Genomic DNA, 25,120 nt, shown 5'->3' with positions numbered 1-25,120 from the left:
CCTGCCGCCCCGATGACCGAGCGCGAACGCCCCGACCCCGACGCCCTGCTCGCCCAGATGCAGGCGCAGGAGGGGCGAGCCCGCCGGGGCCGGCTGCGTATCTACTTCGGCGCCAACGCCGGCGTGGGCAAGACCTGGTCGATGCTCAGCGCCGCCCAGCGCGAGCGCGCCGCGGGCCGCGACGTGGTGGTGGGCGTGGTCGAGACCCACGGCCGCGCCGAGACCGCCGCCCTGGTCCACGGCCTGGAACAGCTGCCACTGCGCGAGACCCCGCACCGTGGCCATGTGCTGCGCGAGTTCGACCTCGACGCCGCCCTGGCCCGCGGCCCGCAGCTGCTGCTGGTGGACGAGCTGGCCCACAGCAACGCGCCCGGCTCGCGGCACGGCAAGCGCTGGCAGGACGTGCAGGAACTGCTGGAGGCCGGCATCGAGGTCTGGACCGCGCTCAACGTGCAGCACCTGGAAAGCCTCAACGGCACCGTGGGCGCCATCACCGGCATCCGCGTGCACGAGACCGTGCCCGACGGGGTGCTGGACGAGGCCGACGAGGTGGTGCTGGTCGATGCCACGCCCGACGAACTGCTGGCCCGTCTGGCCGCCGGCAAGGTCTACGTGCCGCAGCAGGCGCGGCAGGCGCAGCAGAACTTCTTCCGCAAGGGCAACCTGATCGCGCTGCGCGAGATCGCCCTGCGCCGCACCGCCGAGCATGTCGAAGACGACGTGCGCGGCTGGCGGGTGGAGCAGTCGGGCGCCCGCGCCGACGGCCAGACGCCGCCGGCCTGGAACACCTCGGGCGCGCTGCTTGCGGCCATCGGCCCCGGCGAGGCTGCGGCCCACACGGTGCGCGTGGCGGCGCGCATGGCCGGGCAGCTCAACGTGCGCTGGCATGCGGCCTATGTGGAGACGGCGCGGCTCGCCCGCCTGCCCGCCGCCCCGCGCGACCAGGTGCTGGCCGCCCTGCACCTGGCCGAGGAACTGGGCGCCGAGACCGCCGTGCTCACCGACGAGGACGTGGCCGGCGCGCTGGCGGCGCAGGCGCGGCGCCTCAATTGCGCCACGCTGATCCTCGGCCCCGCAGCCGGCAGCGACGACGCGCCCACCTGGGACCGCTGGCTGGCCCGCATCCGCCGGCCGCTGGCCGAGCGCCTGGGCCGCCGCGCGCCCGACCTGGACCTGGTCTGCGTGGGCCGCACCGACAGCGCACGCCGCCTGGCCCGCTCGCCCGCCGGCCTGCGCACCGGCAACACCGAGGACGAACCCGCCCGCGCGGCGGCGCCCTGGAAAGGCCTGGCCTGCGCCGCCGCCGTCTGCGTGGGCGTGACGCTGCTGGCCACGCCGCTGTCGGGCGTGCTGGAGCTGTCGAACATCGTCATGCTCTACCTGCTGGGCGTGGTGGGCGTGGCCTGGCGCTTCGGCCGCACGCCGGCGGCCTTCGGCGCGCTGCTGAACGTGCTGGCCTTCGACTTCTTCTTCGTGCAGCCCACCTTCTCCTTCGCGGTGAGCGACGTGCAGTACGTGCTGACCTTCGCCGTGATGCTGGGCGTGGGCCTGCTGGTGGGCCAGCTCACGGCGGGGCTGCGCTTCCAGGCCGCCGTGTCGGCCAGCCGGGCGCTGCGCACGCAGTCGCTGTTCGAGCTCACGCGCGACCTGTCGGCCGCGCTGGAACGCACCCAGGTGGCGGACATCGGCGCCGCCGCCGTGCAGCGCCATTTCGGCGGCGAGGCGTTGGTGCTCACCGCCGACGCGCAGGACCGGCTGCAGCCGCCGGCCGCCGCGCCCGCGGGCTTCGACTTCAGCGTGGCCGACTGGGCCTGGCAGCATGGCCAGAGCGCAGGCCTGGGCACCGGCACGCTGTCGGCCCAGCCCTGGCACTACGTGGCCCTGAAGGCCCCGATGCGGGTTCGCGGCGTGCTGGCCCTGCGCCCCGCCGAACCGCGTTGGCTGCTGGTGCCCGAGCAGGCCCAGCAGCTGGAGACGCTGGCCCGCCAGATCGCCATCGCCGTCGAGCGGGTGCACTACGTAGAGGTGGCGCAGCAGGCCGTGGTGGACATCGAATCCGAACGCCTGCGCAACGCGCTGCTGGGCGCCCTTTCGCACGACGTGCGTACGCCGCTGACCGCGCTGATCGCGCTGACCGAATCGCTGCAGCGCCTGCCCGGCGCGGATGCGTCGCCCGCCATCGGCGAGGCCACGCAGGCCATCGTGGCGCAGGCGCGGGCACTGAGCGCGCTGGTCAACAACCTGCTGGACATGGCGCGGCTGGAAAGCGGGGCGGCCGGCGGCGCCGTGAGCCTGCGGCGCGACTGGCAATCGGTGGAGGAAGTGGTGGGCAGCGCCATCCGCGCCACGCGCTCCGTGCTGCCCACGGGCGCCGTTCGCACCGCCCTGCCCGCCGAGCTGCCGCTGGTCGAATTCGACGCCGTGCTGCTGGAGCGCGTGCTGGTCAACCTGCTGGAGAACGCCGCCCGCTACGGCGCGCCGCCGGTGGTGATCTCGGCCCGGGCGCTGCCGCAGACGCTGCAGCTGACGGTGCGCGACCATGGCCCCGGCCTGCCCGCATCGCTGCAGGGCCAGCCGGACCAATTGTTCGAGAAGTTCACCCGCGGCCATGCCGAGTCGGCCACGCCCGGGGTGGGCCTGGGCCTGGCCATCTGCAAGGCCATCGTGCAGGCCCATGGCGGGCAGATCCATGCGGCCGATGCGGTGCCGGACGCGGCGGGCGGCGGCGCAGAATTCACCGTCACGCTTCCCCGGCGCGAGCCGCCGGCCGCGCCTGCCTGAACCTTCCGCCATGCCTGTCGCCGCCCCGCCGCCCTCCGCTTCCAGCCCCACCGCCGTCGTCATCGAGGACGAGCCGCAGATCCGCCGCTTCGTGCGCGGCGCGCTGGAGGCCGAGGGCTGGCAGGTGCACGAGGCCGGCGAGCTGCGTGAGGGCCTGGCCATGGCCGGCACCCGCCAGCCCGACCTGCTGGTGCTGGACCTGGGCCTGCCCGACGGCGACGGTCTCGAGCTGATCCGCGACGTGCGGGGCTGGTCGGGCGTGCCGATCATCGTGCTCTCGGCCCGCAGCGACGAGGCCGACAAGATCGCCGCGCTGGACGCCGGCGCCGACGACTACCTCACCAAGCCCTTCGGCACCGGCGAGCTGCTGGCACGCGTGCGGGCCAACCTACGGCGGCCTCGCGCGGTCGGCGAAGTCCAGGCCGACCCGGTGTTCCGCTTCGGCGAGGGTGAAGGCGCCGTCGAAGTCGACCGCATGAACCGCCAGGTGCGGCGCGGCGGCGATCCCCTGCATCTCACGCCCACCGAGTACCGGCTCCTGTGCACGCTGATCGCCAATGCGGGCCGGGTGCTGACCCATCGCCAACTGCTGCGCGAGGTGTGGGGCCCTTCGCATGCCGAGCAGAGCCACTACCTGCGCGTCTACATGGGCCATCTGCGGCAGAAGCTGGAGCTGGACCCGGCCCAGCCGCGGCACCTGTTGACGGAGACTGGCGTGGGCTACCGGCTGGTGCTGCAGCCGGGCTGAACGGCACCGCAGCCAGCGCGGTCGTGGGACAGGCCGCACACGCGACACCGGCCGGTGCGCCCAGGGTCGCGCCGGCCCGCGGGCTATGATCGTGGGCTTGGGTGCGAGGCGCAGATGGGCGCCACGCAGGAGTCGCGAAGGTCGGGCCGCCTCGCGGATTGCTCCTGGAGATCCGTCCATGCATCGGACAGCCACGCCCCACGCCCTTCCGCGCGCGCAGCGCATCGCCCAACGCGCCTTCGCGGCCTTCGAACGCTTCCTCCACATCGAAGCCGTCAGTGGCATCGTGCTGCTGGCCGCCGCTGCCTTCGCCCTGCTGTGGGCCAACTCGGCATGGCGGGACAGCTACGACGCGCTGTGGCACCTGCCGGTGGGCCTGACCGTCGGCGCCTGGTCCGCGGCGCCCTCGCTGCACTTCTGGATCAACGACGGCCTGATGACGCTGTTCTTCCTGGTCGTCGGCATGGAGATCCGCCGCGAGATCCACGAAGGCGCGCTATCCAACCTGCGACAGGCGCTGCTGCCCATCGGTGCCGCGCTGGGCGGCGTGGCCGTTCCGGCGCTGCTGTACCTGGCGCTCAACCACGACCCCGTGCAGCAATCCGGCTGGGCCGTGCCCACGGCCACCGACATCGCCTTTGCGGTCGGCGTGCTCGCGCTGCTGGGGCGCGGCATCCCGGGCAACGTGCGCGTCTTCCTGCTGGCCCTGGCCATCATCGACGACGTGATCGCGGTGCTGATCATCGCCCTCTTCTACTCCGGCGGACTGGCGCCGGCCGGCTTTGCGGTGGCGGCCCTCGGCGTGCTGATGGTGCTGGGCCTGCAGCGCATCGGTGCCGGCTCGGCCTGGGCCTATGTGCTGCCGGGCGCCGTGCTGTGGGGCGGCATCCTGATGACCGGCGCGCACCCGACCCTGGCCGGCGTGGTGCTGGGCCTGATGACGCCGGTGCGCCCCGGCCGCCTGGGCCTGCCGGCCCAGGAGCTGATCGACGAGGCTGCCACGCACCTGCGCAGCGCGGCACAGGACGCACGCGTGGGCGCTGCACCTGCAGCCCTGCTGCATCCGCGGCGCCAACTGCTGTTGGCCCAGCGCGAGCTGGTGCCGCCGGTCTCGCGTGTGCAGATGGCGCTGCATCCCTGGGTCGCCTTCGGCGTGATGCCGATCTTCGCGCTGGCCAACGCCGGCGTGCACCTGGGCGGTGGCGGCGGCGATGCCGGCGCGGCGGCCTGGGTGATGGCGGGCGTGATGGTGGCGCTGGTGGCAGGCAAGCCGCTGGGCATCGTCGGCGCCAGCTGGCTGATGGTGCGCAGCGGGCTGTGCCGGCTGCCACCGGGCGTGGACTGGGGCGGCATCTGGCTGGTGGGCCTGCTGGCCGGCATCGGCTTCACCATGTCCATCTTCATCGCCATGCTGGCCTTCGCCGATCCAGACCTGCTGGCGGCCGCCAAGTTGGGCGTGCTGGGTGCTTCGGTGGTGGCGGCCGTGCTGGGGTTGGGCTGGGGCGCGGTGTATCGTCGCCGCGCAGCGCGGACGGACGCCGTGCCGCACGACCTTTCCCACCCCTCCCTGGCCGACGACCGCCCATGATGACCACCCTGCCCGGCCCCGACGGCCACGAACGCTGCCGCTGGTGCGCCGCCACGCCGCAGTACGGCGCCTACCACGACGACGAATGGGGCTATCCCGTGGCCGACGACCGGCGCCTCTTCGAAAAGCTGTGCCTGGAAGGCTTCCAGTCCGGCCTGAACTGGCTGACGATCCTGAACAAGCGCGAGAACTTCCGCGCCGCATTCCTCGGCTTCGACATCGCGCGCGTGGCCGCCTTCGGCGAGTCGGATGTCGAGCGGCTGCTGCAGGACGCGGGCATCGTGCGCCACCGCGGCAAGATCGAGGCGGCCATCCACAACGCCCGCTGCGCGCAGGAACTCATCGTCCGCGAAGGCTCGCTGGCCGCCTATGTGTGGCGGCACGAGGTGCCGGCCGACCGCGGCGACGGCATGACGGTGCGCGCCACCTCCCCCGCCTCCATCGCCATGTCCAAGGACCTCAAGAAGCGCGGCTGGAAGTTCGTCGGCCCGACCACGGTGTACGCCTTCATGCAGGCGATGGGCCTGGTCAACGACCATGCGGCGGGCTGCGCCTTCCGCGAGAAGGCGGTGCAGGCACGGGCGCGCTTCCAGCCACCCACGGGCCGCGGCTGAACGGCTGCGGCTGAGCGCCGGCCGCGACGTCGCGTCGCCCTGTCCCGCCCGCAGGCGCGTGGTTCGATGAGGCGCTCAGTCGGCGGGCAGCGCCCCGCCCAGCGCCTTGAGCCGCCGATAGAGCGTGCGTTCGCTCAGGCCCAGTTGCTGCGCCAGGGCCTTGCGGCTGAGGCCACGGTCGGCGGCCAGGCGCTGCAGTTCGGCGTCGCTCGGGCCGGAGGCCCGGGGCGCGGCGGGGACCGCGCCTGTCGCCGATGCTGCACCCGCCTGGGTGGCGGCGAGCAGCGCATCCGGCAGGTGGCCCTCGCGCACCTCGCCGCCATCGGCCAGCAGCTTGGCGCGCTCGATCACGTTGCGCAATTCGCGCACGTTGCCGGGCCAGGCGTAGCGCGCCAGCCGCGCCATGGCGGCCGCGTCGATGCGCCAGGCGTTCGGGGCCGACTCCTGCTGCAACAGGGTCTGCACCAGCACCGGCAGGTCCTCCACCCGCTCGCGCAGCGGCGGCAGGTGGATGGGAAAGGCGCTCAGACGGAAGTACAGGTCCTTGCGGAAGCGGCCGGCCTGCATCATGGCCTCCAGCGGCAGATGGGTCGCGGCCACCAGGCGCACGTCCGCCCGCTGCATCTGCACGGAGCCCACGCGGCGGAAGGTGCCGCTCTCCAGGAGGCGCAACAGCTTGACCTGCAGCGCCAGCGGCACGTCGCCGATCTCGTCGAGGAAGAGCGTGCCGCCCTCGGCCGTCTCGACGAGTCCGGCCTTGCGCGCATGGGCGCCCGTGAAGGCGCCCTTCTCGTAGCCGAAGAGTTCGCTTTCGAACAGCGTCTCGGTCAGGCCCGAGCAGTCCACGATGACGAACGGCCCCTGCGCGCGCGCGCTCGTCTCGTGCACGGCACGGGCGAACAGTTCCTTGCCCGTGCCCGATTCGCCCTGCAGCAGCACGGGCAGCCGCGAGGGCGCCACCCGCTGCACGGCCGAAAGGGCCTTGTTGAAGGCGACCGAATGGCCGATGAGCCGCGCACGGCTCGCCTGCGGCGAGGCATGGCGCAGCGTGGTCAGCCGCTCTACATAGGCGGCGATGGTGCCGTCGGCGGCCGGGATGGGCCGCAGTTCCACGTCCACATGCTCCGGGCCGCGCGGCGTGTGATGCACATGGAGCACGCGGTCGGGCGCGCGGGTGTCGCGGGCATGCTTCATCGGGCAGTGCTCGCCGGACTGGTCGCAGGGGGCGTCGTAGCCGTGCGAGACGCGGTAGCACTTCTGCCCGAGGAAGGGGCGCGCCTTGACGCCGAACTGCCGGCGATAGGCCGCGTTGCCCGCCAGGATGGTGTAGTCCGGGTCCATCACGATGGTGGGCACGGCGTCGTGCTCCAGGTAGTTGACCAGGCTGTCGATGGCGGGAGCGGCAATCGGGGACGACGGGGGCATGGGGCACTCCTTGCGCAAGACTGCCATTCTGGCAGTGCCAGGATGGCAGCTCAACTGCCATGACAGGCGCAGCCGCACCATCGCGCCGTGTCACCCCGTGAAAGAGTTCCTTTTATTTCAACCACTTGCACGTACTCCTCGGCAAGCGGCCGCCGCGGCATGGATATTGGATTGATCCAGGGCAAACCATCTGCCAAGGAGACGCCATGCCATCCGCTGCCACCCTGCATATCGAGCATTTCTTCGATCCAGACACCTGGACACTGAGCTATCTGGTGCTCGATCCCGCCACGCACCAATGTGCCCTGGTGGACAGCGTGCTCGGCTACGACCCCAAGTCGGGCCGCACCTCCCACGGGCCCGCCGACCGCCTCATCGCCCGGGTCCGCGAGCTGGGCGCCACGGTGGCCTGGATCCTGGAAACGCATGTGCATGCCGACCACCTCACCGCCGCGCCCTACCTGCAGCAGCAGTTGGGTGGGCGCATCGGCATCGGCAACCGCATCACGCGCGTGCAGCAGGTCTTCGGCGCGCTGTTCAACGCGGGCGAAGGCTTCGCCAGCGACGGGCGGCAGTTCGACCACCTGTTCGAGGACGGCGAGACCTTCCAAGTGGGCAAGCTGCAGGTGGAGGCCATGCACACGCCGGGCCACACGCCCGCCTGCATGACCTACGTCGTGCGCTCGGGCACGGACGAGGACGCCGACATCGCGGTCTTCGTGGGCGACACGCTGTTCATTCCCGACTACGGCACGGCCCGCTGCGACTTTCCGGGCGGGGACGCGCACACCCTGTTTCGCTCCATCCGCCGCGTGCTGGCCCTGCCGCCCCGCACGCGGCTGTACATGTGCCACGACTACCAGCCCGGCGGCCGCCCGCTGCAGTGGGTGAGCACGGTGGCCGAGCAGCGCGCGCACAACGTCCATGTGCACGACGGCATCGACGAGGACCACTTCGTCGCCATGCGCCGGGCGCGGGACGCGACGCTGGCCATGCCGGTGCTGATCCTGCCCTCGGTGCAGGTCAACATGCGCGCCGGCCACCTGCCCGAGCCGGAGGCCGATGGCCGGCGCTACCTGAAGATCCCGGTCGATGCCCTCTGAGCACCGCCGCCCGGAAGCCACATCAAGGAGACACGCCATGGACATCAGGACCCTGAATGCCGACATCGCCGTCGGCCCGCAGATCACGCCCGCCGACGTCGCCGCGCTGGCCGCCGCGGGCTACCGCGCGATCCTCTGCAACCGCCCGGACGGCGAAGGCGTCGACCAGCCCGGCTTTGCCGAGATCGCCCAGGCCGCGCAGGCCTGCGGCCTGCCGGTGCATCACCTGCCTGTCGAATCGGGCAAGGTGCGCGACGAGGACGCCCAGGCCTTCGGCGTGCTGCTGGCCAGCCTGCCCAAGCCGGTGTTCGCCTACTGCCGAACGGGCACGCGCTCGGCCACGCTGTGGGCGCTGTCGCAGGCCACAAGGCTACCGCTGCCCGAGATCCTGCAGCGCGCCCGGTCGGCCGGCTATGACCTGCAGGCCGTGGTCCGCCGCGTGGCCAACGGCGGCCAGATGCCCGGCGATGCAGTCGATGCCACGCACGACGTCGTCATCGTGGGTGGTGGCGCCGCCGGCGTGGCCGTGGCGGCCAGCCTGCTCGCGCGCCGCCGCGATCTGGACATCGCCATCATCGACCCGGCCGAGGTGCACTACTACCAGCCCGGCTGGACCATGGTGGGCGCTGGCGTATTCAAGCCCGAGGTGACTGCGCGCACCATGGCCTCGGTACTGCCACGCGGCGTGCGCTGGCTCAAGGGTGCCGTGGCCGCCTTCGAGCCCGAGCGCGACGCCGTCGTGCTCGACGGCTGCCGAGTCGTAGGCTACCGCCAGTTGGTGGTCTGCCCGGGGCTCAAACTGGACTGGCAGGCCATTCCCGGCCTGCCCGAGACGCTGGGCCGCCATGGCGTGACCTCCAACTACCGCTACGACTTGGCACCCTACACCTGGGAGCTGGTGCAGCGGCTGCGCGGCGGCAAGGCCGTCTTCACCCAGCCGCCCATGCCCATCAAGTGCGCGGGCGCGCCGCAGAAGGCGATGTACCTGTCGGCCGACCACTGGCGGCGGCAGGGCGTGCTGGACCAGATCGACATCGAGTTCTGCAACGCGGGCGCCGTGCTCTTCGGCGTGGCCGACTACGTGCCCGCGCTCATGGAATACATCGCGGCCTATGGCGTGCACCTCAACTTCGGCCACCAGCTGGTGGCGGTGGACGGGCCGGCCCGGCGGGCCACCTTCATCCACACGCACGCGGACGGTCGGAAGGAAGCCATCCTGAAGGACTTCGACCTGCTGCACGTGGTGCCGCCGCAGGCTGCCCCCGACTTCGTGCGCGTGAGCCCGCTGGCCGACGCGGCCGGCTGGGTGGACGTGGACCCGGCCACGCTGCGCCACAAGCGACATGCCAATGTCTTCGCGCTGGGCGACTGTGCCAACACCACCAACGCCAAAACGGCCGCCGCAGCGCGCAAGCAGGCGCCGGTGGTGGCGCACAACCTGCTGGCGGCGCTGGGCCACGCCAAGGGCGAGGCGCGCTACGACGGCTACGGCTCATGTCCGCTTACCGTGGAGCGCGGCAAGATCGTGCTGGCCGAATTCGTCTACGGCGGCAAGGTGGCGCCGACCTTTCCCAAGTGGCTGATCGACGGTAGGCGTCCATCGACGCTGGCCTGGTACCTGAAGGACCGGGTGCTGCCGCCCATGTACTGGTCCGGCATGCTCAAGGGCCGCGAATGGCTGGCCGAGCCGGCCTTGACCGAGTGAGGGTGGCGCCATGACCGCCCTGCTCATCAGCCTGTCGATGGGCGCCGCCGTGGGCCTGGTGCTGGCCCTCAGCGGCGCGGGGGGCGGCATCCTGGCGGTGCCGCTGCTGGTCTTCGGACTGCACCTGAGCATGGTGCAGGCGGCGCCGGTCGGCCTGATCGCGGTGGGGCTGGCCTCGGCCCTGGGCGCGGTGCTGGCGCTGCGCGAGGGCAAGGTGCGCTACCGCGCCGCGGTCATCATCGGCGTGACGGGCATGGCCTTCGCGCCACTGGGTGTGATGCTGGCGCACCGGCTGCCCAATGCGCCGCTGATGGTGGGCTTCTCGCTGGTGCTGGCCTGGGTGGCGGTGCGCAGCATCCGCCAATCGCTGGCTCCGGTACCGGCCGGGCCGTCCGCGCCATCGACGCTGCAGGTGTGCCGGCTTGACCCGGTGCGTGGGCAGTTGCGGCTGGTGTCGCCCTGCGTGCTGGCCCTGGGCGTCACGGGCGCGCTCTCGGGCCTGCTCAGCGGGCTGCTGGGTGTGGGTGGCGGCTTCGTCATCGTGCCGATGCTGGGCGCCTTCTCGAATGTGCCCATCCGCGGCATCGTCGCCACCTCGCTGGCCGTGATCGCGCTGGTGTCGGTGGGCGGCGTGGCCGGCGCCGCGTCACAGGGCGCCGTCGCCTGGGACGTGGCCCTGCCCTTTGCCGCCGGCGCCGTGCTGGCCTTGCTCGCCGGCCGCCGCCTGGGTGCAAGGCTGGCGGGCGCGCGGCTGCAGCAGGCCTTCGGTGCGACGGCCGGCGTGGTGGCGGTGCTGGTGCTGCTGCGCGGGCTGGGGGTGTTGGCGCTGTAGAGAGGCCAGGAATCGCACTGCGGCAGGCGGCAGGCTCTGGGGTAGCCGGTGGGTGACTCCTCAGCGGCGGCATGGACACCTATGGCGTTGCTGCTACCGGTCGTCGCTGCGACGCTCCGTCGAATGGATGAAGCCTTCGCGCCAGGCAGTCTCCGGCCGTGTGAGACTGGCACGATGAATCGCGCCTTGCTGCTTCTCGTACCCCTCACGGCGCTGGTCCTCACGGCGCCCCCCGTGCACGCCCAAAAGGCGGTCTACAAATGCGTCACTCAGGGCAAAGTCGAATACAGCCACGCGCCATGCGTGGGCGCCATCGAGATCGATGCCACCCCCACCCAGGGCGCCGACCGCTGGAGCGGTCAAAGCCGCAAGGGCCGGGACGTCCAGCGACTCGAATTCAACGAGCAGATCGGCCGAGCCGTGCGCCCGTTGACCGGCATGGACGATGCCCAATGGAAGACCGCCACCCACCGCCAAGCACTCAGCCCCACGGCTCGCCGGGAATGCGATCGACTGGACCCGATGCTGGCCGCGCAGAGAAGCCGGACGGACGCCGCCACTGCTGAGGAACGTGGCCGTGCCGATGTACGCCTATGGCAGTTGAGACGCAGGTTCGCCGACCTGGACTGCTGAGGGTCCCGCCTGTCCGCGGCGTCGGAGACTCCAGCGATGCAAACCCGATCGCCTGGTCAAGTCCGCGGTACTGAGCGTCCCAGAGCGCCCGGCCTGTGCAAGCCGCGCATGGGCTCGTGCACGAGCCAGGCGTCATCGTCTCAGCGCCGTGTGCGCCATACGCCCGCAACGCCGCGCCCCGCCCCCGCCCCCGCCCCCGCCGACGACGCAGGTCGCGAGTGGGCGCAGGACGAGAAAAGTGGCGAAGCGAGGTCAGCCAGGACGTGCCTGAAGTTGTTCCATCCCGGGCCTGAAAATCCGCATGGGCAAGCGCGTCGCCCCAGCGGGTGGAAATGTCCGGTTCCGGCGAATGCGCCATTCGGTGGCGCCTAAGATGGGGTTCTTCCCTGGAGAGCCCCAGATGGCCACCATCCACCGAGAGATCAATATCGAAGCCCCCGCCGAGCAGCTCTGGGACGCGATGCGCGATCCTGGCGCGCTGCACACGCGGCTGGTACCCGGCTTTGTCGTGGCCTGCGACATGGAGCCCGTCGGCGCGGATGGCCTGCAGGTGCGAAAGCTGCGCTTCGGCAATGACTTGGAAGCGCGCGAACTCATCGTGGACATCGATGACACGCGCCGCCGCATCGCATGGAGCGCCGTGGGCGGTCGGCTCAAGCACCACAACGCATCCGCAGAGGTGCAGCCGGACGGAGAAGGTCGCTGCCGCGTCCTCTGGACCGCCGACGTGCTCCCGCACTTCCTCGCGCCGGCCATTGCCACGATGATCGAAGCAGGCCTCGCCGCCATGAAGGCGCATGCGGAGCTACCCGGGACGTGAGCGCATCTCAGAAATGAAAAAAGCCGTTGAAGATCAACGGCTTTTTATGCGAAGGACTTGGCGGAAACGGAGGGATTCGAACCCCTTCGAGGGGGAATCTGGCGAGTCCGAGCGGGGCGCTCCCGAGTGAGAGCCTACGCGCCGGAACGCTGCAGATCGCGCATTTGGGACCAGATTTAGGGATGGATATTCGGTCACTGATGCGGTCTAGTGACCGGCCTCGACAGTCATAGCCCCCCTACCCCAGTGCGGCAGTTCGGTAGGTGCATATAGCCCGTAAGCAACTGTGACCCAGACTTCCGAGAATGAGAAAACTGTTGAGCAGCTTCCTTCACCAATGAACCCGCCAGCGCCCCCCGCCTGTGCAAGAGCTGCAGTGTGCAATGCTCTTCCAGTCATTTCGCCCTTCCAGCTTCAGCAAGCCCTTCTCTGCTTGATCACCCTTGAAGGCAGGACGCCAATTAGCTTCTCTGTGCGAGCAGGCCTTTGTTATCACCAATGCATCTACGCCACCGCCGCTTCCGATTTTTTTGTAGTAACGCGTCTCTCCGGCCGCTGGCGCCGGCCGAGCCTCCGGCCCGTCTTCGGCTTGCTCGACATCTGCACCATCGTCGGCCGCGTCGCCCTTGCGCTCCGCGTACATGGCGCCTGCGGCCATCTTCCAGCGCAGCGTTTGAATCGTGCCTTCCGCGGCCTCAAGCCGGGCAGTCAACCGTGAGTTTTCCTCAACAATCGAGTCAAGCTCTCGGTCACGCGCACCATCCGTAAGCGACCTCAGACGCTCTTTCTCCGCCTCGCTTCGGATTCGTCGAAAGACTGTCGGACTGGGCATTGTCAGCGCAGCTACTGACATCACCTCGCGTCGCATCAGCGCTAGGAAGCGATGTCGGCCTTTGCCATCCTTACCAAATGCCCCCAAACGTCCGGCCCGCCAGTTGATGCCCAGGAGGGAGCCATCGGCTCGTCCTCCAGGCCAGTACAGCCTCACTGCTCCCAGGTAGCACGAGTCGCGAGGACCTAGCTCATCTGTGAGTACCCAAGATGACTCAGCGCTCACCACTGCGACGTCAGCGAGGCCAATCAGTTCGTCCGCCAGCTTGTTCTGAAGCCCTCGCCACACTAGCTCATCCTCATCATTCGAGACAACGATGATGGGGAGTCGGCGGGTCTTAGACCGCAGGGCGTCGCAGAGCTGTCGCGCCGCATCGTCAGTCGTGGCATCGAATACTGTTGAGAGCGGCACCTCTTGACCGGCAAATCTCCAATCGGAAAAGTTGGCAATCAGGGTCCGAATGATCAGTGGACAGCGCGGATACACGGCAATCGGCGCGACCCGCGATTGGCCTGGTGCAGCGCCCAAAGAAGCGTAGACCGATACAGCATCGCCCGAGGATGCAAACTGAAGACTCGTCGTGAACATATCGCCGGTGTGAGCGGTCTCGATCAACTCCACCTCGTGGAGGACGTCCGATCCACTTCTGATCACGGCTCTGGCGAACTGCCCAGTTTTATCTCCAGTTTTTGATACGAATTCGCCCTCTGCCAACTGGGGGTTGACAGCGCCCTTTCCTGCCAACCAATCGTCTACCAACAGCGCTACCTGATCCACTCTTCTGCTGGAATCAATGCCGTTCGCCTCGAACGAGTAAGCCGCCAACGCTTGCAAAGTCGTCTCCTCAAGAGTGTTAATCAATGTTAACTAGATTGAGCCCGGGGGCTCTCGGCCAAACCTACCGACGACGCAGGGGCAACTCGGACCACCTTGAACCAGACCAGAGTCGCTGCGCCTTGCGATTTCGTGATTTCCCATAACCGTATGAAACGCTGAGTTCGCTGCCGTGTGGCTCGGCAGGAGGTGCCACCACACAGTCGTAAAAATTCACAGGACAAGAGCGCAGGCGCGGTGGGGGCTCGTCTGCGCGCCGAGGGGCAGGGGCGACTGCTTCGGGGGATTGGCGGGCGGCGGGGTGGCGTCCGGAGGGCGCTGCGGCGTGCGTATGGCCTGCAGGGCGGGTGCGCCGCATCACGGCAGGGGGCAGCGAGGTAGGGACGAAAAAAAGCGCCCTGGGGGCGCGTGGTGCTCTGGCCGTGGCGCGGTCGGTGCGGGGCTACGCGGCAGCGGGCAGCTCGTAGGGCGCGAAGCGCACCACCTCCTGGCCGAGCCAGTCGTTGACGGCCATGAGACGCTGCTGGAGGGGGGCGATCTCGTTCTGGAAGAAGATCTGCGCGGCCTCGCCGGCGTTGCCGAAGCCGCCGGTGTTGTTGGGGATGATGCCGAGCAGGCCAGGCGGCACGCGGTGGGCGGCCAGCACGTCGTCTCGGCTGGCGTTCTTGATGGACAGGAAGTCGTCCTTGGCGGCAACCTCGCTGACCGGGATGAGCTTCAGGCCCTCGGGCTTGCCGCCTGGGGCATACAGGCAGAGGTTCCGAAAGTTGCCTGGGCCCTTGGACTTCTTCAATGCCTCCTTGAGGGCGTCGGCGTCGGTGCTGCTCAGCTGGGTGTCCGTGAGGTAAAGGATGAAGCCCGCATGGCTGCCGTTCTCGTAGTAGCGGCGGCGGAAGACGGTGGCCGCCTCGTTTAGCCAAGTGGCGTGCAGCGCGCTCAGGTACTCGGGCAGACCGTACACCTCCTGGGCCAAGTCATCCTCCTGCAGCTGGAACACCGAGCCGCGCGCAAACTCGTGCTCCTGCTGATAGCTGGGCACGAAGAAGAACTGCCCTTCTTCCTTCCCGCGCCGCGTGTACAGCGCCAGGCTGCGGCGCAGCTCCAGCACGCTGCCCATCATCGAGCGGGGCGCTTCGAGGTAGGCGTTGCCGAAGATCAGGAAATCCAGAACCCACGCCGCGAAGGTGCTGCGCGACAGCAGCGGATGCGGCTGGAACAGCGACACCAGCAGGTTGCGCTTGAGGTAGATCGAGCTGCTGTGATGCGGCGCCGCGCGAAACGCCCGGGCCATGCCGTCGAGCGGCAGCGGGGGCTCGTACCACCGGCCATTGAACATGGCCTCCACGTAGTCCATGAGCCGCAGCCGCGAGACAGGTTCAGGGTCGCCGAAGGTGAACGCCACCGGCGCGGCTGGCGAAGCGGGCTCGGCCGGCGCCCCGCTCTCAGCGGCTGCCGAGAGGACGCGCGCGGCGCTGCTGCTGGTGATGCTGGCACTGCCATGGCGTGCACGTCGTTTGCTCATTCGAAGATCTCCATGAAGGAACGGCCGCCGACGACATCGCCGGCCAAGGTTTCGTAGTCCAGCGCGTGCATCGTTGCCCAGGCCAGGTCGGCGTGGCCGGCCTCCTGCGAGCGGCCGGCGTCGTAGGTCACGCTGCGACCGCTGGCCGTCAACGTCTTGCGGATGGCCATGAAGGCCGCCGCCAGGTCCGTCATGCCCACGTCGAACTGCAGGCGCCCCTTGCTGATGACCTGCTTGGCCTTGAGCACCAGGCGCGCCTTGACCTCGGGGCTGTACTTGTAGGCCCGCGCGTTGGGGAAGAACTTCGCCACGATCTGGTGGACGCCCTCCCCCATGCCCGTGGCATCGATGCCGATGTGCACCACGTTGTATTGCTGGGTCACGCGCCGGATGGCCTCGGCCTGGGCCTCGAAGTCGGCGCCTTTGAACTGCTCGCGATGCAGCACGCGGAAGGGATCGCCCGGAGCGCGGGGCAACGCAAGCACCACCAGCGCCGCGGCGTCGCCGGTGTCCGATGGGTCATAGCCCACCACCACGGGCTCGTGCCCGAAGGGCCGCAGGGCCAGCGGCTTGAAGTCCGCCGCCCACTCCTCCCACGAATCCACCATGCACGCCTGCATCTCCGCCAGGCTGAACAGCGATGCGCTGTCGTCGATGAACTCGCACATGAACAGATTGGCGAACTCCTCGGCCGTGTACTCCTGCCGCAGCTCTTCGATGTCGAACAGGTCGAAGCCTGCCGCCGCCGCATCGGCCACCGTCACGATGTGCCGCCACTTCCGATCCGCGCACAGCACGCCACCGCTCAGGGCCTTGTGGCTGGTGTCGATGCGCACGTGGTCCTTCTTCGCCTTGCCCTTGTTGCGGTCCTCGCCCGTCCAGAACGGGTAGGCCTCGTGCGACATCGCCGACGGCGTGGAGAAGTAGGTCTTCCGCCAATGCTTGTGCGCCGCCATCGCGCTGGCCAGCTTGTTGATGACCTTGAAGCGCGGCACCCAGAAGAACTCATCGAAGTAAAAGTCCCCGTGGTAGCTTTGCGCGGTCATCGCGTTGGTGCCCAGGAAGATCAACTCCGCGCCGTTCCAAAGCTTGATGTTCTCCCCCCGCAGCTCCACGCCCACCTGCTTCGCGAAGTCCACGATGTAGCTGCGGAACTGATGCGCCTGCGCCTTCGAGGCGCTCAAGAAAAGCTTGTTGCGCCCCTCCTTCGCCGCACTCAGCAGCGCCTCGTGCGCAAAGTAGAAGGTCGCCCCAATCTGCCGCGACTTGAGCAGCATGCGCAGCCGCTGCCGCTGGTTCTCGTACCACGTCTGATGGAACGGATAGTTCTGCTCCAGCAGCAGCGCCTCCAGCTGCTCCAACTGCTCGGCCGTGAACTCGTTGCGCCCCCGCTTGCGCGGCGCCGCGTTCATCGCGCGGGTGCGCTCGGCGATGGCCGGATTCAGGTCGCCTTCCTTGCCCGTGTGCTGATAGCGCTCCACGCGCGCCGTGCGCTCCAACTGGCGGCCCAGCAGGTCGATCTCCTTGAAGTCGCCGCCGGTCTTCTGGTCCTTCAACACCAGCTGCACCAGCCGCATCTCCAGCGCGCCATTCACGCGCTCCAGCGGCGCAGCCTCGTCCCAGCGCTCGGCGTCCTTCCACCCATAAACGGTCGATGGCGGCAGCTGCAGAAACTCCGCGATCTGCTTGCATCGCCAACCCTGAAAGTAGAGGAAGCGCGCATGCGTGCGGCGTCCTTGCGGATTGCTGCCGCCCGTGGCAATCTGATCGGACAGCGCGGCGGCCACCGACCCGGCCGCGACCGCAGCCCCTGCGGCTTTCTCAATGCTGGAGCCCTTCGCGCGACGCGCGGTGCTCTCTCCCTGTGGTGTGTGCATGGCACCTAGCGTGCCTACCGCAACCCCGCATCTCCAGCCCTTCGATCTCTACCCGGCACACGGCGCAACGCCGTGCGTTGAACGTGCGCGGCACGGCGTCCAACATGGGACCACCCATCCAAAACGCCACCACACACCGCACCGCACATGGCCGCCAAATCCAAGTTCTTCCGCGTCGCCGTCGAAGGCGCCACCTCCGATGGCCGCACCATCGAACGCTCCTGGCTGGAGCAGATCGCCGCCAGCTACAGCCCCGCCACCTACGGCGCGCGCGTCAACCTGGAGCACTACAAGGGCATCCTCCCCGACAGCCCCTTCCGCGCCTATGGCGACGTGCTGGCCGTCAAGACCGAAGAGGTCGACATCGGCGGCGCCAAGAAGCTGGCCCTCTTCGCGCAGATCGACCCTACGCCCGAGCTGGTGGCCCTCAGCAAGAAGCGCCAGAAGATCTACACCAGCATCGAGGTGGCACCCAAGTTCGCCGACACCGGCAAGGCCTACCTCGTCGGCCTGGCCGTCACCGACAACCCCGCGAGCCTGGGCACCGAAGCCCTCGCCTTCGCCGCCCAGCACCCCAACGCCAGCCCCTTCACCCAGCGCAAGGCCCACCCCGAGAACCTCATCAGCGAGGCCCTGGAGTTCACCCTGGAGCTGGAAGGCGCCGACGACGACAGCGGCGCCCTGGCCAAGTTCAAGGCCAACATCACCGCCGCCATCGAGCGATTCACCGGCAAGGCCAAGACCGACGACGAGCGCTTCGGCCTGGTGGCCGAAGGCTTCAAGAAGATCGGCGACGCCTTCACCGAGCACGCCGACCACACCGCCGCCGGCATCAAGGCCAACACCAGCGCCATCGAGTCCCTGCAGGCCGAGGTCAAGACCCTGCGCGAGAAGTTCGCCGTGCTCGACAAGACCCCCGCCAACCCCGGCCGTCCCACCGCCACCGGCGGCGCCGGCCAGGTGCAAACCGAGTTCTGAGCCTGCCCGGCGCACACCCGCAACCCTCACCGCACGCACGCACATGCACCAGCTCACCCGTCCCCTGTTCTCCGCCTATCTGGCCCGCCTGGCCCAGCTCAACGGCGTCCACGCCGACGACGTCACCAAGACCTTCACCGTCGCCCCCTCGGTCCAGCAGAAGCTCGAAACCAAGATGCAGGAGTCCAGCGACTTCCTCGGCCGCATCAACATGGTGGGCGTCACCGAGCAGCAGGGCGCGAAGCTCGGCCTCGGTCTGTCCGGCCCCGCCGCCAGCCGCACCGACACCAGCCAGGCCGACCGCCAGACCCGCGACATCACCACGCTCGACCAGCGCGGCTACATCTGCACCAAGACCGACAGCGACACGCACATCGGTTACGCCAAGCTCGACGCCTGGGCCAAGTTCCCCGACTTCCAGACCCGCGTGGCCAACGCCATCCTGCAGCGGCAGGCGCTCGACATCATGTGCATCGGCTTCAACGGCACCAGCATTGCCGCCAACACCAACCTGGCACAGAACCCCCTGCTGCAGGACGTCAACAAGGGCTGGCTGCAGCACCTGCGCGAAGACGCGCCCGAGAACGTCATGGCCAGCGGTTCGACCCCCGGCAAGGTCAAGATCGGCAGCGCCGCCGGCACCGACTACAAGAACCTCGACGCCGCCGTCTACGACGCCATCACGCTGCTCGATCCGTGGTTCCAGCAAGACCCCGGCCTCGTGGCCATCCTGGGCCGCAAGCTGCTGCACGACAAGTACTTCCCGCTCGTCAACACCAACAACGCGCCCACCGAGACGCTGGCCGCCGATGTCGTCATCAGCCAGAAGCGCGTGGGCGGCCTGCAGGCCGCGAGCGTGCCCTACTTCCCCGACAACGCCATCCTCATCACCACCTTCGACAACCTGTCGCGCTACTACCAGACCGGTGGCCGGCGCCGCATGGTCATCGAGAACCCCAAGCGCGACCGGATCGAGAACTTCGAAAGCTCGAACGACGCCTACGTGATCGAGGACAACGGCCGCGCCGCCCTCATCGAGAAGATCGAGATCGCCAACGCCTGACGCGGCCCGCCATGCTCAGCCCCGCCCAACGCCACCGCGCCCGCGTGCTGCAGGAAAAAGCCCAGCAGCAGGCCGCCGCCGCAGACCCGCACGGCGAACTCACCGGCGACGCCTACCAGCTCATGCTGGCCAAGCTCGCCGCCGACCGCCGCCACCTCAAGGGCCTGCAGTCCATCACCCGCAAATGCGAGGTCAAGGCCCAGCTGCTGCCCGCCTACTTCGACTGGATCGCCGAGGCCCTGCGCAGCGGCACCGGCGCGCAGGACCGCGTGCTCAGCACCTGCATGGTGTGGGCCATCGACGCCGGCGCCTACACCCTCGCGCTCGACATCGCCGCCTATGTGCTCGCGCATGGCCTCACCCTGCCCGACCAGTTCGAGCGCACGCCCGCCGTGGCCGTCATCGACGAGCTTTCCACCGCCTACCTCACCGGCAAATGGGCCCCGCTCGAAGTCGGCCAGACCGACGACGGCAAGCCCGCCCTCGTCGGCACGCCCTACAGCAGCGCGAGCCCCGCCGAGCAGCTGGCCACCACCGCCCGCCTGCTCATGCGCGCCCTGGAGCTGACCACCGGCCACGACGCGCCCGACCAGGCCCGCGCCAAGCTGCACAAGGCCATTGCCTATGCCGCCCTGGGCAAGGTGCAGACCGCCGAAGACCCCGACCTTGCCGCGCTCAGCCCCGAGCGTCTGGCCGTCGCGCAGGAGCACCTGCAACGCGCCCTGCAGCTCGCCAGCGACAGCGGCGTCAAGAAGGACATCGAGCGCGTCACCCGCCGCGCCGCTGCCCTGCAGGCCCAGACAGAAGCCGAGGCCAAGGGCCAGGCCAGCGCGCAACTGCAGCCCGACAGCGCCGCCAAGCCCGCGGCCCCCGCTGCCAGCAGCACCTCCACCGAACACCCCGCCGACCCGCCCAGGCCCCGCACCCCCAAGCGCGGCCCGGCCAAGTCGCGCGGCCACTGAGCACCCCCACGTGCCGGGCGGCCCGCAGCGCTGCGCCAAAGGCTGAGCCTTCACGGCAACGCGCTGCGGCCACCGCCCACCTATTCCCCCCACCGCCATGTCCCTGATCGCCGCCGCCCCGCCCCTCGTGCGCACCACGCCCCCGCAAGACCCGGCCCCGCTCGGCACCCTGCAGGCCGGCGATGCCTTCTGGCCCGTCATCGACTTGGCCGAGCTGCGCGACACCCAGCGCCTGGACGGCACCGTCAACGCCGCCCGCCTGCAGCACGCCGCCACCGAGGCCCTGGCCCACACCATGGCCGAACTCATCGCCTGGGCCGCCGTCCAGCAGCTGGAAGGCCACGCCACCCTGGCCGACGTGCCCGCCCCCAGCATCAACAGCACCAGCGTGCAGGTGCTGCGCTTTCGCCGTGCCGTCTACAGCCTCGCGCACGCCAACCTGCTGGAGCGGTATGCGGACTACGACAGCACCGGCCGCGCCCGCAAGGACGACGAAGACGCCACCCGCAACCTGCAGGCCGAGCAGCACCGCCGCGACGCCCGCTGGGCCATCCGCGACATCCTGGGCCTCAGCCGCACCGCCGTGGAGCTGATCTAGCCATGCCTCAGACCGTCACCGCACGCCAGGGCGACACCCTCGACCTGCTTTGCCTGCGGCACCTGGGCACCACCGCCGGCGTCACCGAGGCCGCCTATGCCTTGAATCCCGGCCTTGCCGCCCTCGGCCCCGTCCTGCCCCTGGGCCAGGCCGTCACCCTGCCCGATCCGCCCACAACCCCCGCCGCCACCACCAACACCATCCAGCTCTGGGATTGAAAGCCGCCCCCATGTCCGAACCCACCACCACCGCCGCCGGCAGCGTCGCCGGCTACAAGCTCGCCCTGCTCACCCTGCCCGTCGTCGCCTCGCTCATCGCCTTCTGGCTGGGCCTGCGCTACGTGCCCCTGCGTGCCGACGCGCCGCACAACGACCTCGTCAACCGCGTCACTGCCTGCCTGGTCAGCAGCTTCGTGGTCGGCACCGCCGCCCTCGTCGCGCTGGTGCACCACTACCCCGAGGCCTTCACCGCCGCCGAGGCCCTGGCCAGCCATGCGCTGCTGCCGCCCGTGGCCGGCTTCTTCCTCGTCAGCGGCTGCGTGTTCGTGGTGTGCTCCATCCCCGGCCCGTGGATCGTGGCCGCCGTCTTCACCTGGCTGGAGCGGCGCAAAGGCCGCGACATCGCCGAGCTGGCCAGCGACGCCGTGAGCGACGCCCGCGGCGCCCTCGCCGGCACCGCCACCAACGCGGCCAAGGGCACCGGCCAATGAGCGCGCGCGCCCTGCTCACGCTGCCGGCCCTCGTCGCCGCCGGCATCAACCCCACCGCCGCGCGCACCTTCATGGCCCCGCTGGCCGACGTGTGCGCCGCCTACGCCATCGACACCCCGCGCCGCCTCGCCGCCTTCATCGGCCAGTGCAGCCACGAGTCCGCCGGCTTCACGCGGCTGGAAGAAAACCTGTTCTACACCACGCCCGAGCGGCTCCTGCAGGTCTTCCGCACCCGCCTGCGCGGCCTGGACGATGCGCGCACCTACCTGCGCAACCCCAAGGCCCTGGCCAACCGCGTCTATGCCGGCGTCAACGGCAACGGCGACGAGGCCAGCGGCGACGGCTGGCGCTACCGTGCCCGCGGCCTCATCGGCAACACCGGCCACGACAACTACGCCCGCGTCCAGCAGCAGACCCGCCTGCCCGTCGTCGCCTCGCCCGACCTGCTCACCCAGCCCCTGGCCGCCACCCAGGCCGCCGCGGCCTACTGGGTCGACAACGGCCTGAACGCCCAGGCCGACGCCTGGGCCATCGACGCCATCACCCGGGCCATCAACGGCCGCGCCATGGCCGGCGCGCAGGACCGGCGCGAGCGCTGCGAGCGCGCCCTCGAAGCGCTGGCCAGCACCGCCGCCACCGCCGCCATGCCCGCCTGAACCGCCATGGCCACCGCCCTGCCCCTGCTGCTGCGCCTGGCCCTCGCCGCGCTCGTCGGCGCCGTGCTCTGGGCCACCCACGCCGCCGGCGTCCAGTCCGGCCGCAGCGCCGTGCTGGCCGACTGGAACGCCGACAAGGCCCGCACCGCCCAAGGCACCGCCACCGCCGCCGCCCAGGCCCTGCAGCACAGCGCCGCCCTCGGCGACACGCTGGCGCAGCTCATCACCGACCACCAGAAAGCCAAGGCCCATGACACCCAAGCCCTCGCGTCTCTTCTTGCTGGCGTGCGCGCTGGCACTGTCCGCCTGTCAGTCCCTACCCGCGAGCCCGCCGCCGGCACCGGCGCAGCTCTGCCCGGTGCTGCCCCCGCTCAACCTGGCCAGGCGCGCGCCGAACTTGCGCCAGAGGCTGCTGCAGACCTTGTCGCCATCGCCGGAGACGGCGACGACGCCACCCACGACCTCAACACCTGCCTCGACGCCTACGACGCCGCCCGCGCCCGAGTGAACGCCGCCGGCCACGCCCCGCCCAGCCAGCCCGCCCAGCCATGAAGAAGCCCGCCAGCCTGCGCCGCTACCTCGAAGAGGCCGTGCCCCACCTCCAGGCCAACCCCGACCGGCTGACCGTCTTCATCGAGTCCGGCCGCTTGGTCGCCGCCGGCGGCCCCTCGCTCTCGTTCCGCTACGAGTACACGCTCGTCCTCACCGTGCTCGACTACGCCGGAGACCTCGACACCCTGGCCGTGCCCCTGCTCGCCTGGCTGCGCACCTGCCAGCCCGACATTGCGCTGAATCCGTCGCTGCGCGAGAAGGCCCTGCGCTTCCATGCCGAGCTGCTCAACCACGACACCGCCGACGTGGAGATCCAGGTGGACCTGTCGGAGACGGTGGCCGTCAAGGAATCCACCGAGCCCGGCGGCCGGCGCCGGCTCGACGTGCGCCACGTGCCGGAGCCCTACCACCCCGCGCCCTACGCGACGGGCGATTACGCCCTGTACCTGGGCGAGCAGATCGGCGCCGAGTGGCACGTGGCCGAGGAAATCCGCTGATGGCCGCCGACCCGCTCGACGACCTGGCCGGCTGGGCCGGCCCCCTGCTGGCCCGCCTGACGCCGCAGCGGCGCCGCCAGCTCATGGCCGAGATCAGCACCACGCTGCGCCAGAGCCAGGCCGCGCGCATCGCCGCCCAGCGCAACCCGGACGGCAGCGCCTACGAGGCACGCAAGCCCCGCACCATCCGCCGGCGCAAGGGCGCCATCCGCCGCGGCATGTTCGAGCGGCTGCGCACCGCCCGTTTCCTCAAGAAGTCCGCCACCGCAGACCGCGCCACGGTCGCCATCGACCCGCGGGCCGCGCGCATCGCCCGCGTCCACCAGTACGGCCTGCGCGACAGCGTGGACTGGCGCCGGGCCGGCAGCCCGACCGTGCGCTACGCGCGGCGCGAGCTGCTGGGCCTGAGCGATGCAGACGTGCAGGCCATCGAGGCCCTGCTGGTCGGCGCCCTGGGCGCCTGACGCCGGCTACCCCTCAGCGCCGCCACGCCGGCGCGAGGCAGTAGGCCCAAACCCCCGCGGCTTCCAGCACCCGACTACATGACCGCCGCGGCGAACATGCCCTTGGGCGCTACACAGAGCCGCGCGGCAGCAGGCCTATCCGCTCCATGTATTCGCGTGAGGATCGCATGCGCCAGTCCTCCTTCGCCCCCGGCAAAGCGGCCGGGCCGGCCGCCGGCGTCTCATCGAAAAGAACCGGCAAACACCACCACGTCTGTGCGAAGCGCTCCCGCCGGATCGACTTCGGATCGACCGCAGATTCGCGCAGCTCGAAGCCAGCGATCAGGACCCCGCGGTCGATGATCTTGACCACCCTGGCCGACTGGAGCGGCGGGATCACAAAACCCTCGCGCGAATCTGGCCAGCCCAGAAATGCCGCCATGCGTTTGCGCGACGGCCGAGGGTCATAGTCGCGCTCCCGCAGGCAAAGCCGGCCCACGTTGACGTCCGCGACTACCCATTCCTTGTCCATCCGGACGCCACGGCTCCTAAGTCGGTGTACTGCCCACATACCGGCATCAGCACGATCAGCGCCGCCACGCCGGCGCGAGCCAGTAGGCCCAGGCGCCGCGCATCCAGGCCGCCGTGTACAGCAGGGCCAGCGCGAACATGCCCCACTGCCCGGCCCGCCACGTCGCAGCCAGAAAGAAGGGCTGACTGGCCAGCCCGAACAGGCAAGCCCACCGCGCCCGGTCGCGCCGCGCGTCCTGCGACAGCCAAGCCGCCAGGGCCCCACACACGGCAATCAGCAGCTGCTCAACCGCCATGCGGCGCCTCGATGGGCGCAAGCCAGCGCGAGGCCGCCAGGCTGGGGGCCAGCGCGCGCAGCTGGGTGTCATGCGCAATCTCGCGCGCCGTCGCCTCCAGCTCGATGGGGTCGACCGTGCGCCAGTGCAGCTGGAGGCGGTGCGCGCAGGCCGCGATCCAGGTTTCGTCGTCTTGGGTGTTCATGCGGCCAGTCTAGCCAAACACTGTACATTTGCACAGTATTCGGCAACCCTAGTTGACATCACCTAGACCCTCCCATGAGCCTCTTCGGACACCCCACCCTGCTGCGCGTGCCGGCCTGGTACAGCGACCGCGTGCAAGACGAGATCGTGCTGCCGCTCCCGCCCGAGGAGTACGACATCAAGCCCGGCGAGGGCATCAATGGGCGGTGGGTGGTGACCAGCTCCAGCGGGGCGGTGGTCTACAACGGGATTGGGCCGGTGGAGGTGGTGAGGTCGCCGGCGCCGTTCTGAAATCGCCCGTTCGGGGCAGTGGGAGCGCCCGCGGCTGGTGCTAGGCT

General features: G+C 70.0%; 27 protein-coding genes. 20 read left to right on the top strand and 7 right to left on the bottom strand.

The features are described 5' to 3' along the window. The first annotated feature begins 12 nt into the window (after positions 1-12). The 4 genes from DFR41_RS21805 to DFR41_RS21790 all read left to right on the top strand — a co-directional run bounded on the left by DFR41_RS21805 (position 13) and on the right by DFR41_RS21790 (position 5,731). Positions 13-2,781, top strand: a complete 2,769-nt coding sequence (locus DFR41_RS21805) for a DUF4118 domain-containing protein (RefSeq protein WP_114804265.1) — start codon at positions 13-15, stop codon at positions 2,779-2,781. Between the two features lie 10 nt (positions 2,782-2,791). Continuing rightward, a complete protein-coding gene (kdpE, locus tag DFR41_RS21800) occupies positions 2,792-3,529 on the top strand; it encodes a two-component system response regulator KdpE (protein WP_114804264.1) in 738 nt (245 codons plus the stop codon). A gap of 178 nt (positions 3,530-3,707) precedes the next feature. After that, positions 3,708-5,117 (top strand): Na+/H+ antiporter NhaA, encoded by a 1,410-nt coding sequence (gene nhaA, locus DFR41_RS21795; RefSeq protein ID WP_114804263.1) that lies wholly within the window; start codon positions 3,708-3,710, stop codon positions 5,115-5,117. Further along, positions 5,114-5,731, top strand: a complete 618-nt coding sequence (locus DFR41_RS21790) for a DNA-3-methyladenine glycosylase I (protein WP_114804262.1) — start codon at positions 5,114-5,116, stop codon at positions 5,729-5,731. Before nhaA ends, DFR41_RS21790 begins: the two co-directional genes overlap by 4 nt. 75 nt (positions 5,732-5,806) lie before the next feature. On the opposite strand, the gene DFR41_RS21785 is transcribed toward DFR41_RS21790, so the two are convergent. Beyond that, positions 5,807-7,156, bottom strand: coding sequence for a sigma-54 interaction domain-containing protein (locus DFR41_RS21785; protein ID WP_114804261.1), 1,350 nt, complete (start codon positions 7,154-7,156; stop codon positions 5,807-5,809). Positions 7,157-7,362: 206 nt separating this feature from the next. Here DFR41_RS21785 and DFR41_RS21780 point away from each other — a divergent pair, with 206 nt between their 5' ends. From DFR41_RS21780 to DFR41_RS21760, 5 genes are all read left to right on the top strand, one after another. Further along, the gene (locus DFR41_RS21780; protein WP_114804260.1) at positions 7,363-8,259 is read left to right on the top strand and encodes an MBL fold metallo-hydrolase; all 897 of its coding nucleotides are present in this window, start codon (positions 7,363-7,365) and stop codon (positions 8,257-8,259) included. Between the two features lie 37 nt (positions 8,260-8,296). Further along, a complete protein-coding gene (locus DFR41_RS21775; RefSeq protein WP_114804259.1) occupies positions 8,297-9,964 on the top strand; it encodes a bifunctional protein tyrosine phosphatase family protein/NAD(P)/FAD-dependent oxidoreductase in 1,668 nt (555 codons plus the stop codon). A 10-nt stretch (positions 9,965-9,974) separates the two neighbouring features. Continuing rightward, a complete protein-coding gene (locus DFR41_RS21770; RefSeq protein ID WP_114804258.1) occupies positions 9,975-10,796 on the top strand; it encodes a sulfite exporter TauE/SafE family protein in 822 nt (273 codons plus the stop codon). A 174-nt stretch (positions 10,797-10,970) separates the two neighbouring features. Then, a complete protein-coding gene (locus DFR41_RS21765; RefSeq protein ID WP_147284413.1) occupies positions 10,971-11,429 on the top strand; it encodes a DUF4124 domain-containing protein in 459 nt (152 codons plus the stop codon). Positions 11,430-11,829: 400 nt separating this feature from the next. Then, a complete protein-coding gene (locus DFR41_RS21760) occupies positions 11,830-12,249 on the top strand; it encodes an SRPBCC family protein (RefSeq protein WP_017758068.1) in 420 nt (139 codons plus the stop codon). Between the two features lie 331 nt (positions 12,250-12,580). Here the strand turns inward: DFR41_RS21760 and DFR41_RS27505 are convergent, their stop codons facing one another. The 3 genes from DFR41_RS27505 to DFR41_RS21750 form a co-directional block, all read right to left on the bottom strand. Then, positions 12,581-13,915 carry a hypothetical protein gene (locus tag DFR41_RS27505; protein WP_147284412.1) on the bottom strand — a complete coding sequence of 445 codons (1,335 nt, stop codon included), beginning with the start codon at positions 13,913-13,915 and terminating at the stop codon, positions 12,581-12,583. 442 nt (positions 13,916-14,357) lie between these two features. Then, positions 14,358-15,437 (bottom strand): phage portal protein, encoded by a 1,080-nt coding sequence (locus DFR41_RS21755; RefSeq protein ID WP_114804256.1) that lies wholly within the window; start codon positions 15,435-15,437, stop codon positions 14,358-14,360. Beyond that, positions 15,434-17,314, bottom strand: coding sequence for a terminase large subunit domain-containing protein (locus DFR41_RS21750; RefSeq protein ID WP_114804255.1), 1,881 nt, complete (start codon positions 17,312-17,314; stop codon positions 15,434-15,436). Before DFR41_RS21750 ends, DFR41_RS21755 begins: the two co-directional genes overlap by 4 nt. A gap of 147 nt (positions 17,315-17,461) precedes the next feature. On the opposite strand from DFR41_RS21750, the gene DFR41_RS21745 reads away from it, so the two are divergent. The 10 genes from DFR41_RS21745 (at position 17,462) to DFR41_RS21700 (ending at position 23,793) form a co-directional block, all read left to right on the top strand. Then, the gene (locus tag DFR41_RS21745; protein WP_114804254.1) at positions 17,462-18,292 is read left to right on the top strand and encodes a GPO family capsid scaffolding protein; all 831 of its coding nucleotides are present in this window, start codon (positions 17,462-17,464) and stop codon (positions 18,290-18,292) included. Between the two features lie 43 nt (positions 18,293-18,335). Then, positions 18,336-19,355 (top strand): phage major capsid protein, P2 family, encoded by a 1,020-nt coding sequence (locus DFR41_RS21740; protein ID WP_114804253.1) that lies wholly within the window; start codon positions 18,336-18,338, stop codon positions 19,353-19,355. An 11-nt stretch (positions 19,356-19,366) separates the two neighbouring features. Then, positions 19,367-20,317, top strand: coding sequence for a phage terminase small subunit (gene gpM / locus DFR41_RS21735; protein ID WP_114804252.1), 951 nt, complete (start codon positions 19,367-19,369; stop codon positions 20,315-20,317). 97 nt (positions 20,318-20,414) lie between these two features. Continuing rightward, complete coding sequence (locus DFR41_RS21730; protein ID WP_114804251.1) at positions 20,415-20,915, top strand: head completion/stabilization protein; 501 nt, start codon at positions 20,415-20,417, stop codon at positions 20,913-20,915. Between the two features lie 2 nt (positions 20,916-20,917). Then, on the top strand, positions 20,918-21,133 hold the full coding sequence (locus DFR41_RS21725; protein ID WP_114804250.1) for a tail protein X: 216 nt from the start codon (positions 20,918-20,920) through the stop codon (positions 21,131-21,133). Positions 21,134-21,144: 11 nt separating this feature from the next. Next, the gene (locus DFR41_RS21720) at positions 21,145-21,624 is read left to right on the top strand and encodes a hypothetical protein (RefSeq protein ID WP_211322638.1); all 480 of its coding nucleotides are present in this window, start codon (positions 21,145-21,147) and stop codon (positions 21,622-21,624) included. Continuing rightward, positions 21,621-22,280, top strand: coding sequence for a glycoside hydrolase family 19 protein (locus DFR41_RS21715; RefSeq protein ID WP_114804249.1), 660 nt, complete (start codon positions 21,621-21,623; stop codon positions 22,278-22,280). The genes DFR41_RS21720 and DFR41_RS21715 overlap by 4 nt, the downstream gene beginning before the upstream one ends. 6 nt (positions 22,281-22,286) lie before the next feature. Beyond that, positions 22,287-22,832 (top strand): lysis system i-spanin subunit Rz, encoded by a 546-nt coding sequence (locus DFR41_RS21710; RefSeq protein ID WP_114804248.1) that lies wholly within the window; start codon positions 22,287-22,289, stop codon positions 22,830-22,832. Further along, the gene (locus DFR41_RS21705; protein ID WP_114804247.1) at positions 22,829-23,329 is read left to right on the top strand and encodes a phage tail protein; all 501 of its coding nucleotides are present in this window, start codon (positions 22,829-22,831) and stop codon (positions 23,327-23,329) included. The genes DFR41_RS21710 and DFR41_RS21705 overlap by 4 nt, the downstream gene beginning before the upstream one ends. Beyond that, positions 23,329-23,793 carry a phage virion morphogenesis protein gene (locus DFR41_RS21700; RefSeq protein WP_114804246.1) on the top strand — a complete coding sequence of 155 codons (465 nt, stop codon included), beginning with the start codon at positions 23,329-23,331 and terminating at the stop codon, positions 23,791-23,793. Before DFR41_RS21705 ends, DFR41_RS21700 begins: the two co-directional genes overlap by 1 nt. A gap of 109 nt (positions 23,794-23,902) precedes the next feature. Here the strand turns inward: DFR41_RS21700 and DFR41_RS21695 are convergent, their stop codons facing one another. Genes DFR41_RS21695 through DFR41_RS21685 form a run of 3 tightly spaced genes read right to left on the bottom strand, consistent with a single transcriptional unit; the run spans position 23,903 to position 24,783 of the window. Further along, on the bottom strand, positions 23,903-24,304 hold the full coding sequence (locus DFR41_RS21695; protein ID WP_114804245.1) for a hypothetical protein: 402 nt from the start codon (positions 24,302-24,304) through the stop codon (positions 23,903-23,905). A gap of 55 nt (positions 24,305-24,359) precedes the next feature. Next, positions 24,360-24,599, bottom strand: a complete 240-nt coding sequence (locus DFR41_RS21690) for a hypothetical protein (RefSeq protein ID WP_114804244.1) — start codon at positions 24,597-24,599, stop codon at positions 24,360-24,362. Then, a complete protein-coding gene (locus DFR41_RS21685; RefSeq protein ID WP_114804243.1) occupies positions 24,589-24,783 on the bottom strand; it encodes a hypothetical protein in 195 nt (64 codons plus the stop codon). Before DFR41_RS21685 ends, DFR41_RS21690 begins: the two co-directional genes overlap by 11 nt. Positions 24,784-24,857: 74 nt before the next feature. Here DFR41_RS21685 and DFR41_RS21680 point away from each other — a divergent pair, with 74 nt between their 5' ends. After that, positions 24,858-25,073 carry a hypothetical protein gene (locus DFR41_RS21680; RefSeq protein WP_114804242.1) on the top strand — a complete coding sequence of 72 codons (216 nt, stop codon included), beginning with the start codon at positions 24,858-24,860 and terminating at the stop codon, positions 25,071-25,073. Positions 25,074-25,120 lie beyond the last annotated feature (47 nt).

Source organism: Pseudacidovorax intermedius (assembly GCF_003350475.1).
Classification (GTDB): domain Bacteria; phylum Pseudomonadota; class Gammaproteobacteria; order Burkholderiales; family Burkholderiaceae_C; genus Xenophilus; species Xenophilus intermedius.
The sequence above is the reverse complement of the archived record's forward strand: the minus strand, read 5'-3'. Positions and strand labels throughout refer to the sequence as shown.

Bases quoted from the DNA above. Each gene is read 5' to 3' on its own strand.
- DFR41_RS21790 (WP_114804262.1), top strand. From the start codon at position 5,114: ATGATGACCACCCTGCCCGGCCCCGACGGCCACGAACGCTGCCGCTGG.
- DFR41_RS21685 (WP_114804243.1), bottom strand. From the start codon at position 24,783: ATGAACACCCAAGACGACGAAACCTGGATCGCGGCCTGCGCGCACCGC.
- DFR41_RS21715 (WP_114804249.1), top strand. From the start codon at position 21,621: ATGAGCGCGCGCGCCCTGCTCACGCTGCCGGCCCTCGTCGCCGCCGGC.
- DFR41_RS21780 (WP_114804260.1), top strand. From the start codon at position 7,363: ATGCCATCCGCTGCCACCCTGCATATCGAGCATTTCTTCGATCCAGAC.
- DFR41_RS21730 (WP_114804251.1), top strand. From the start codon at position 20,415: ATGTCCCTGATCGCCGCCGCCCCGCCCCTCGTGCGCACCACGCCCCCG.
- DFR41_RS21750 (WP_114804255.1), bottom strand. From the start codon at position 17,314: ATGCACACACCACAGGGAGAGAGCACCGCGCGTCGCGCGAAGGGCTCC.
- DFR41_RS21765 (WP_147284413.1), top strand. From the start codon at position 10,971: ATGAATCGCGCCTTGCTGCTTCTCGTACCCCTCACGGCGCTGGTCCTC.
- DFR41_RS21695 (WP_114804245.1), bottom strand. From the start codon at position 24,304: ATGGACAAGGAATGGGTAGTCGCGGACGTCAACGTGGGCCGGCTTTGC.
- DFR41_RS21760 (WP_017758068.1), top strand. From the start codon at position 11,830: ATGGCCACCATCCACCGAGAGATCAATATCGAAGCCCCCGCCGAGCAG.
- DFR41_RS21700 (WP_114804246.1), top strand. From the start codon at position 23,329: ATGGCCGCCGACCCGCTCGACGACCTGGCCGGCTGGGCCGGCCCCCTG.
- DFR41_RS21710 (WP_114804248.1), top strand. From the start codon at position 22,287: ATGGCCACCGCCCTGCCCCTGCTGCTGCGCCTGGCCCTCGCCGCGCTC.
- nhaA (WP_114804263.1), top strand. From the start codon at position 3,708: ATGCATCGGACAGCCACGCCCCACGCCCTTCCGCGCGCGCAGCGCATC.
- DFR41_RS21680 (WP_114804242.1), top strand. From the start codon at position 24,858: ATGAGCCTCTTCGGACACCCCACCCTGCTGCGCGTGCCGGCCTGGTAC.
- DFR41_RS21740 (WP_114804253.1), top strand. From the start codon at position 18,336: ATGCACCAGCTCACCCGTCCCCTGTTCTCCGCCTATCTGGCCCGCCTG.
- DFR41_RS21725 (WP_114804250.1), top strand. From the start codon at position 20,918: ATGCCTCAGACCGTCACCGCACGCCAGGGCGACACCCTCGACCTGCTT.
- DFR41_RS21755 (WP_114804256.1), bottom strand. From the start codon at position 15,437: ATGAGCAAACGACGTGCACGCCATGGCAGTGCCAGCATCACCAGCAGC.
- DFR41_RS21745 (WP_114804254.1), top strand. From the start codon at position 17,462: ATGGCCGCCAAATCCAAGTTCTTCCGCGTCGCCGTCGAAGGCGCCACC.
- DFR41_RS21785 (WP_114804261.1), bottom strand. From the start codon at position 7,156: ATGCCCCCGTCGTCCCCGATTGCCGCTCCCGCCATCGACAGCCTGGTC.
- kdpE (WP_114804264.1), top strand. From the start codon at position 2,792: ATGCCTGTCGCCGCCCCGCCGCCCTCCGCTTCCAGCCCCACCGCCGTC.
- DFR41_RS21805 (WP_114804265.1), top strand. From the start codon at position 13: ATGACCGAGCGCGAACGCCCCGACCCCGACGCCCTGCTCGCCCAGATG.
- DFR41_RS21690 (WP_114804244.1), bottom strand. From the start codon at position 24,599: ATGGCGGTTGAGCAGCTGCTGATTGCCGTGTGTGGGGCCCTGGCGGCT.
- DFR41_RS21720 (WP_211322638.1), top strand. From the start codon at position 21,145: ATGTCCGAACCCACCACCACCGCCGCCGGCAGCGTCGCCGGCTACAAG.
- DFR41_RS21775 (WP_114804259.1), top strand. From the start codon at position 8,297: ATGGACATCAGGACCCTGAATGCCGACATCGCCGTCGGCCCGCAGATC.
- gpM (WP_114804252.1), top strand. From the start codon at position 19,367: ATGCTCAGCCCCGCCCAACGCCACCGCGCCCGCGTGCTGCAGGAAAAA.
- DFR41_RS21705 (WP_114804247.1), top strand. From the start codon at position 22,829: ATGAAGAAGCCCGCCAGCCTGCGCCGCTACCTCGAAGAGGCCGTGCCC.
- DFR41_RS21770 (WP_114804258.1), top strand. From the start codon at position 9,975: ATGACCGCCCTGCTCATCAGCCTGTCGATGGGCGCCGCCGTGGGCCTG.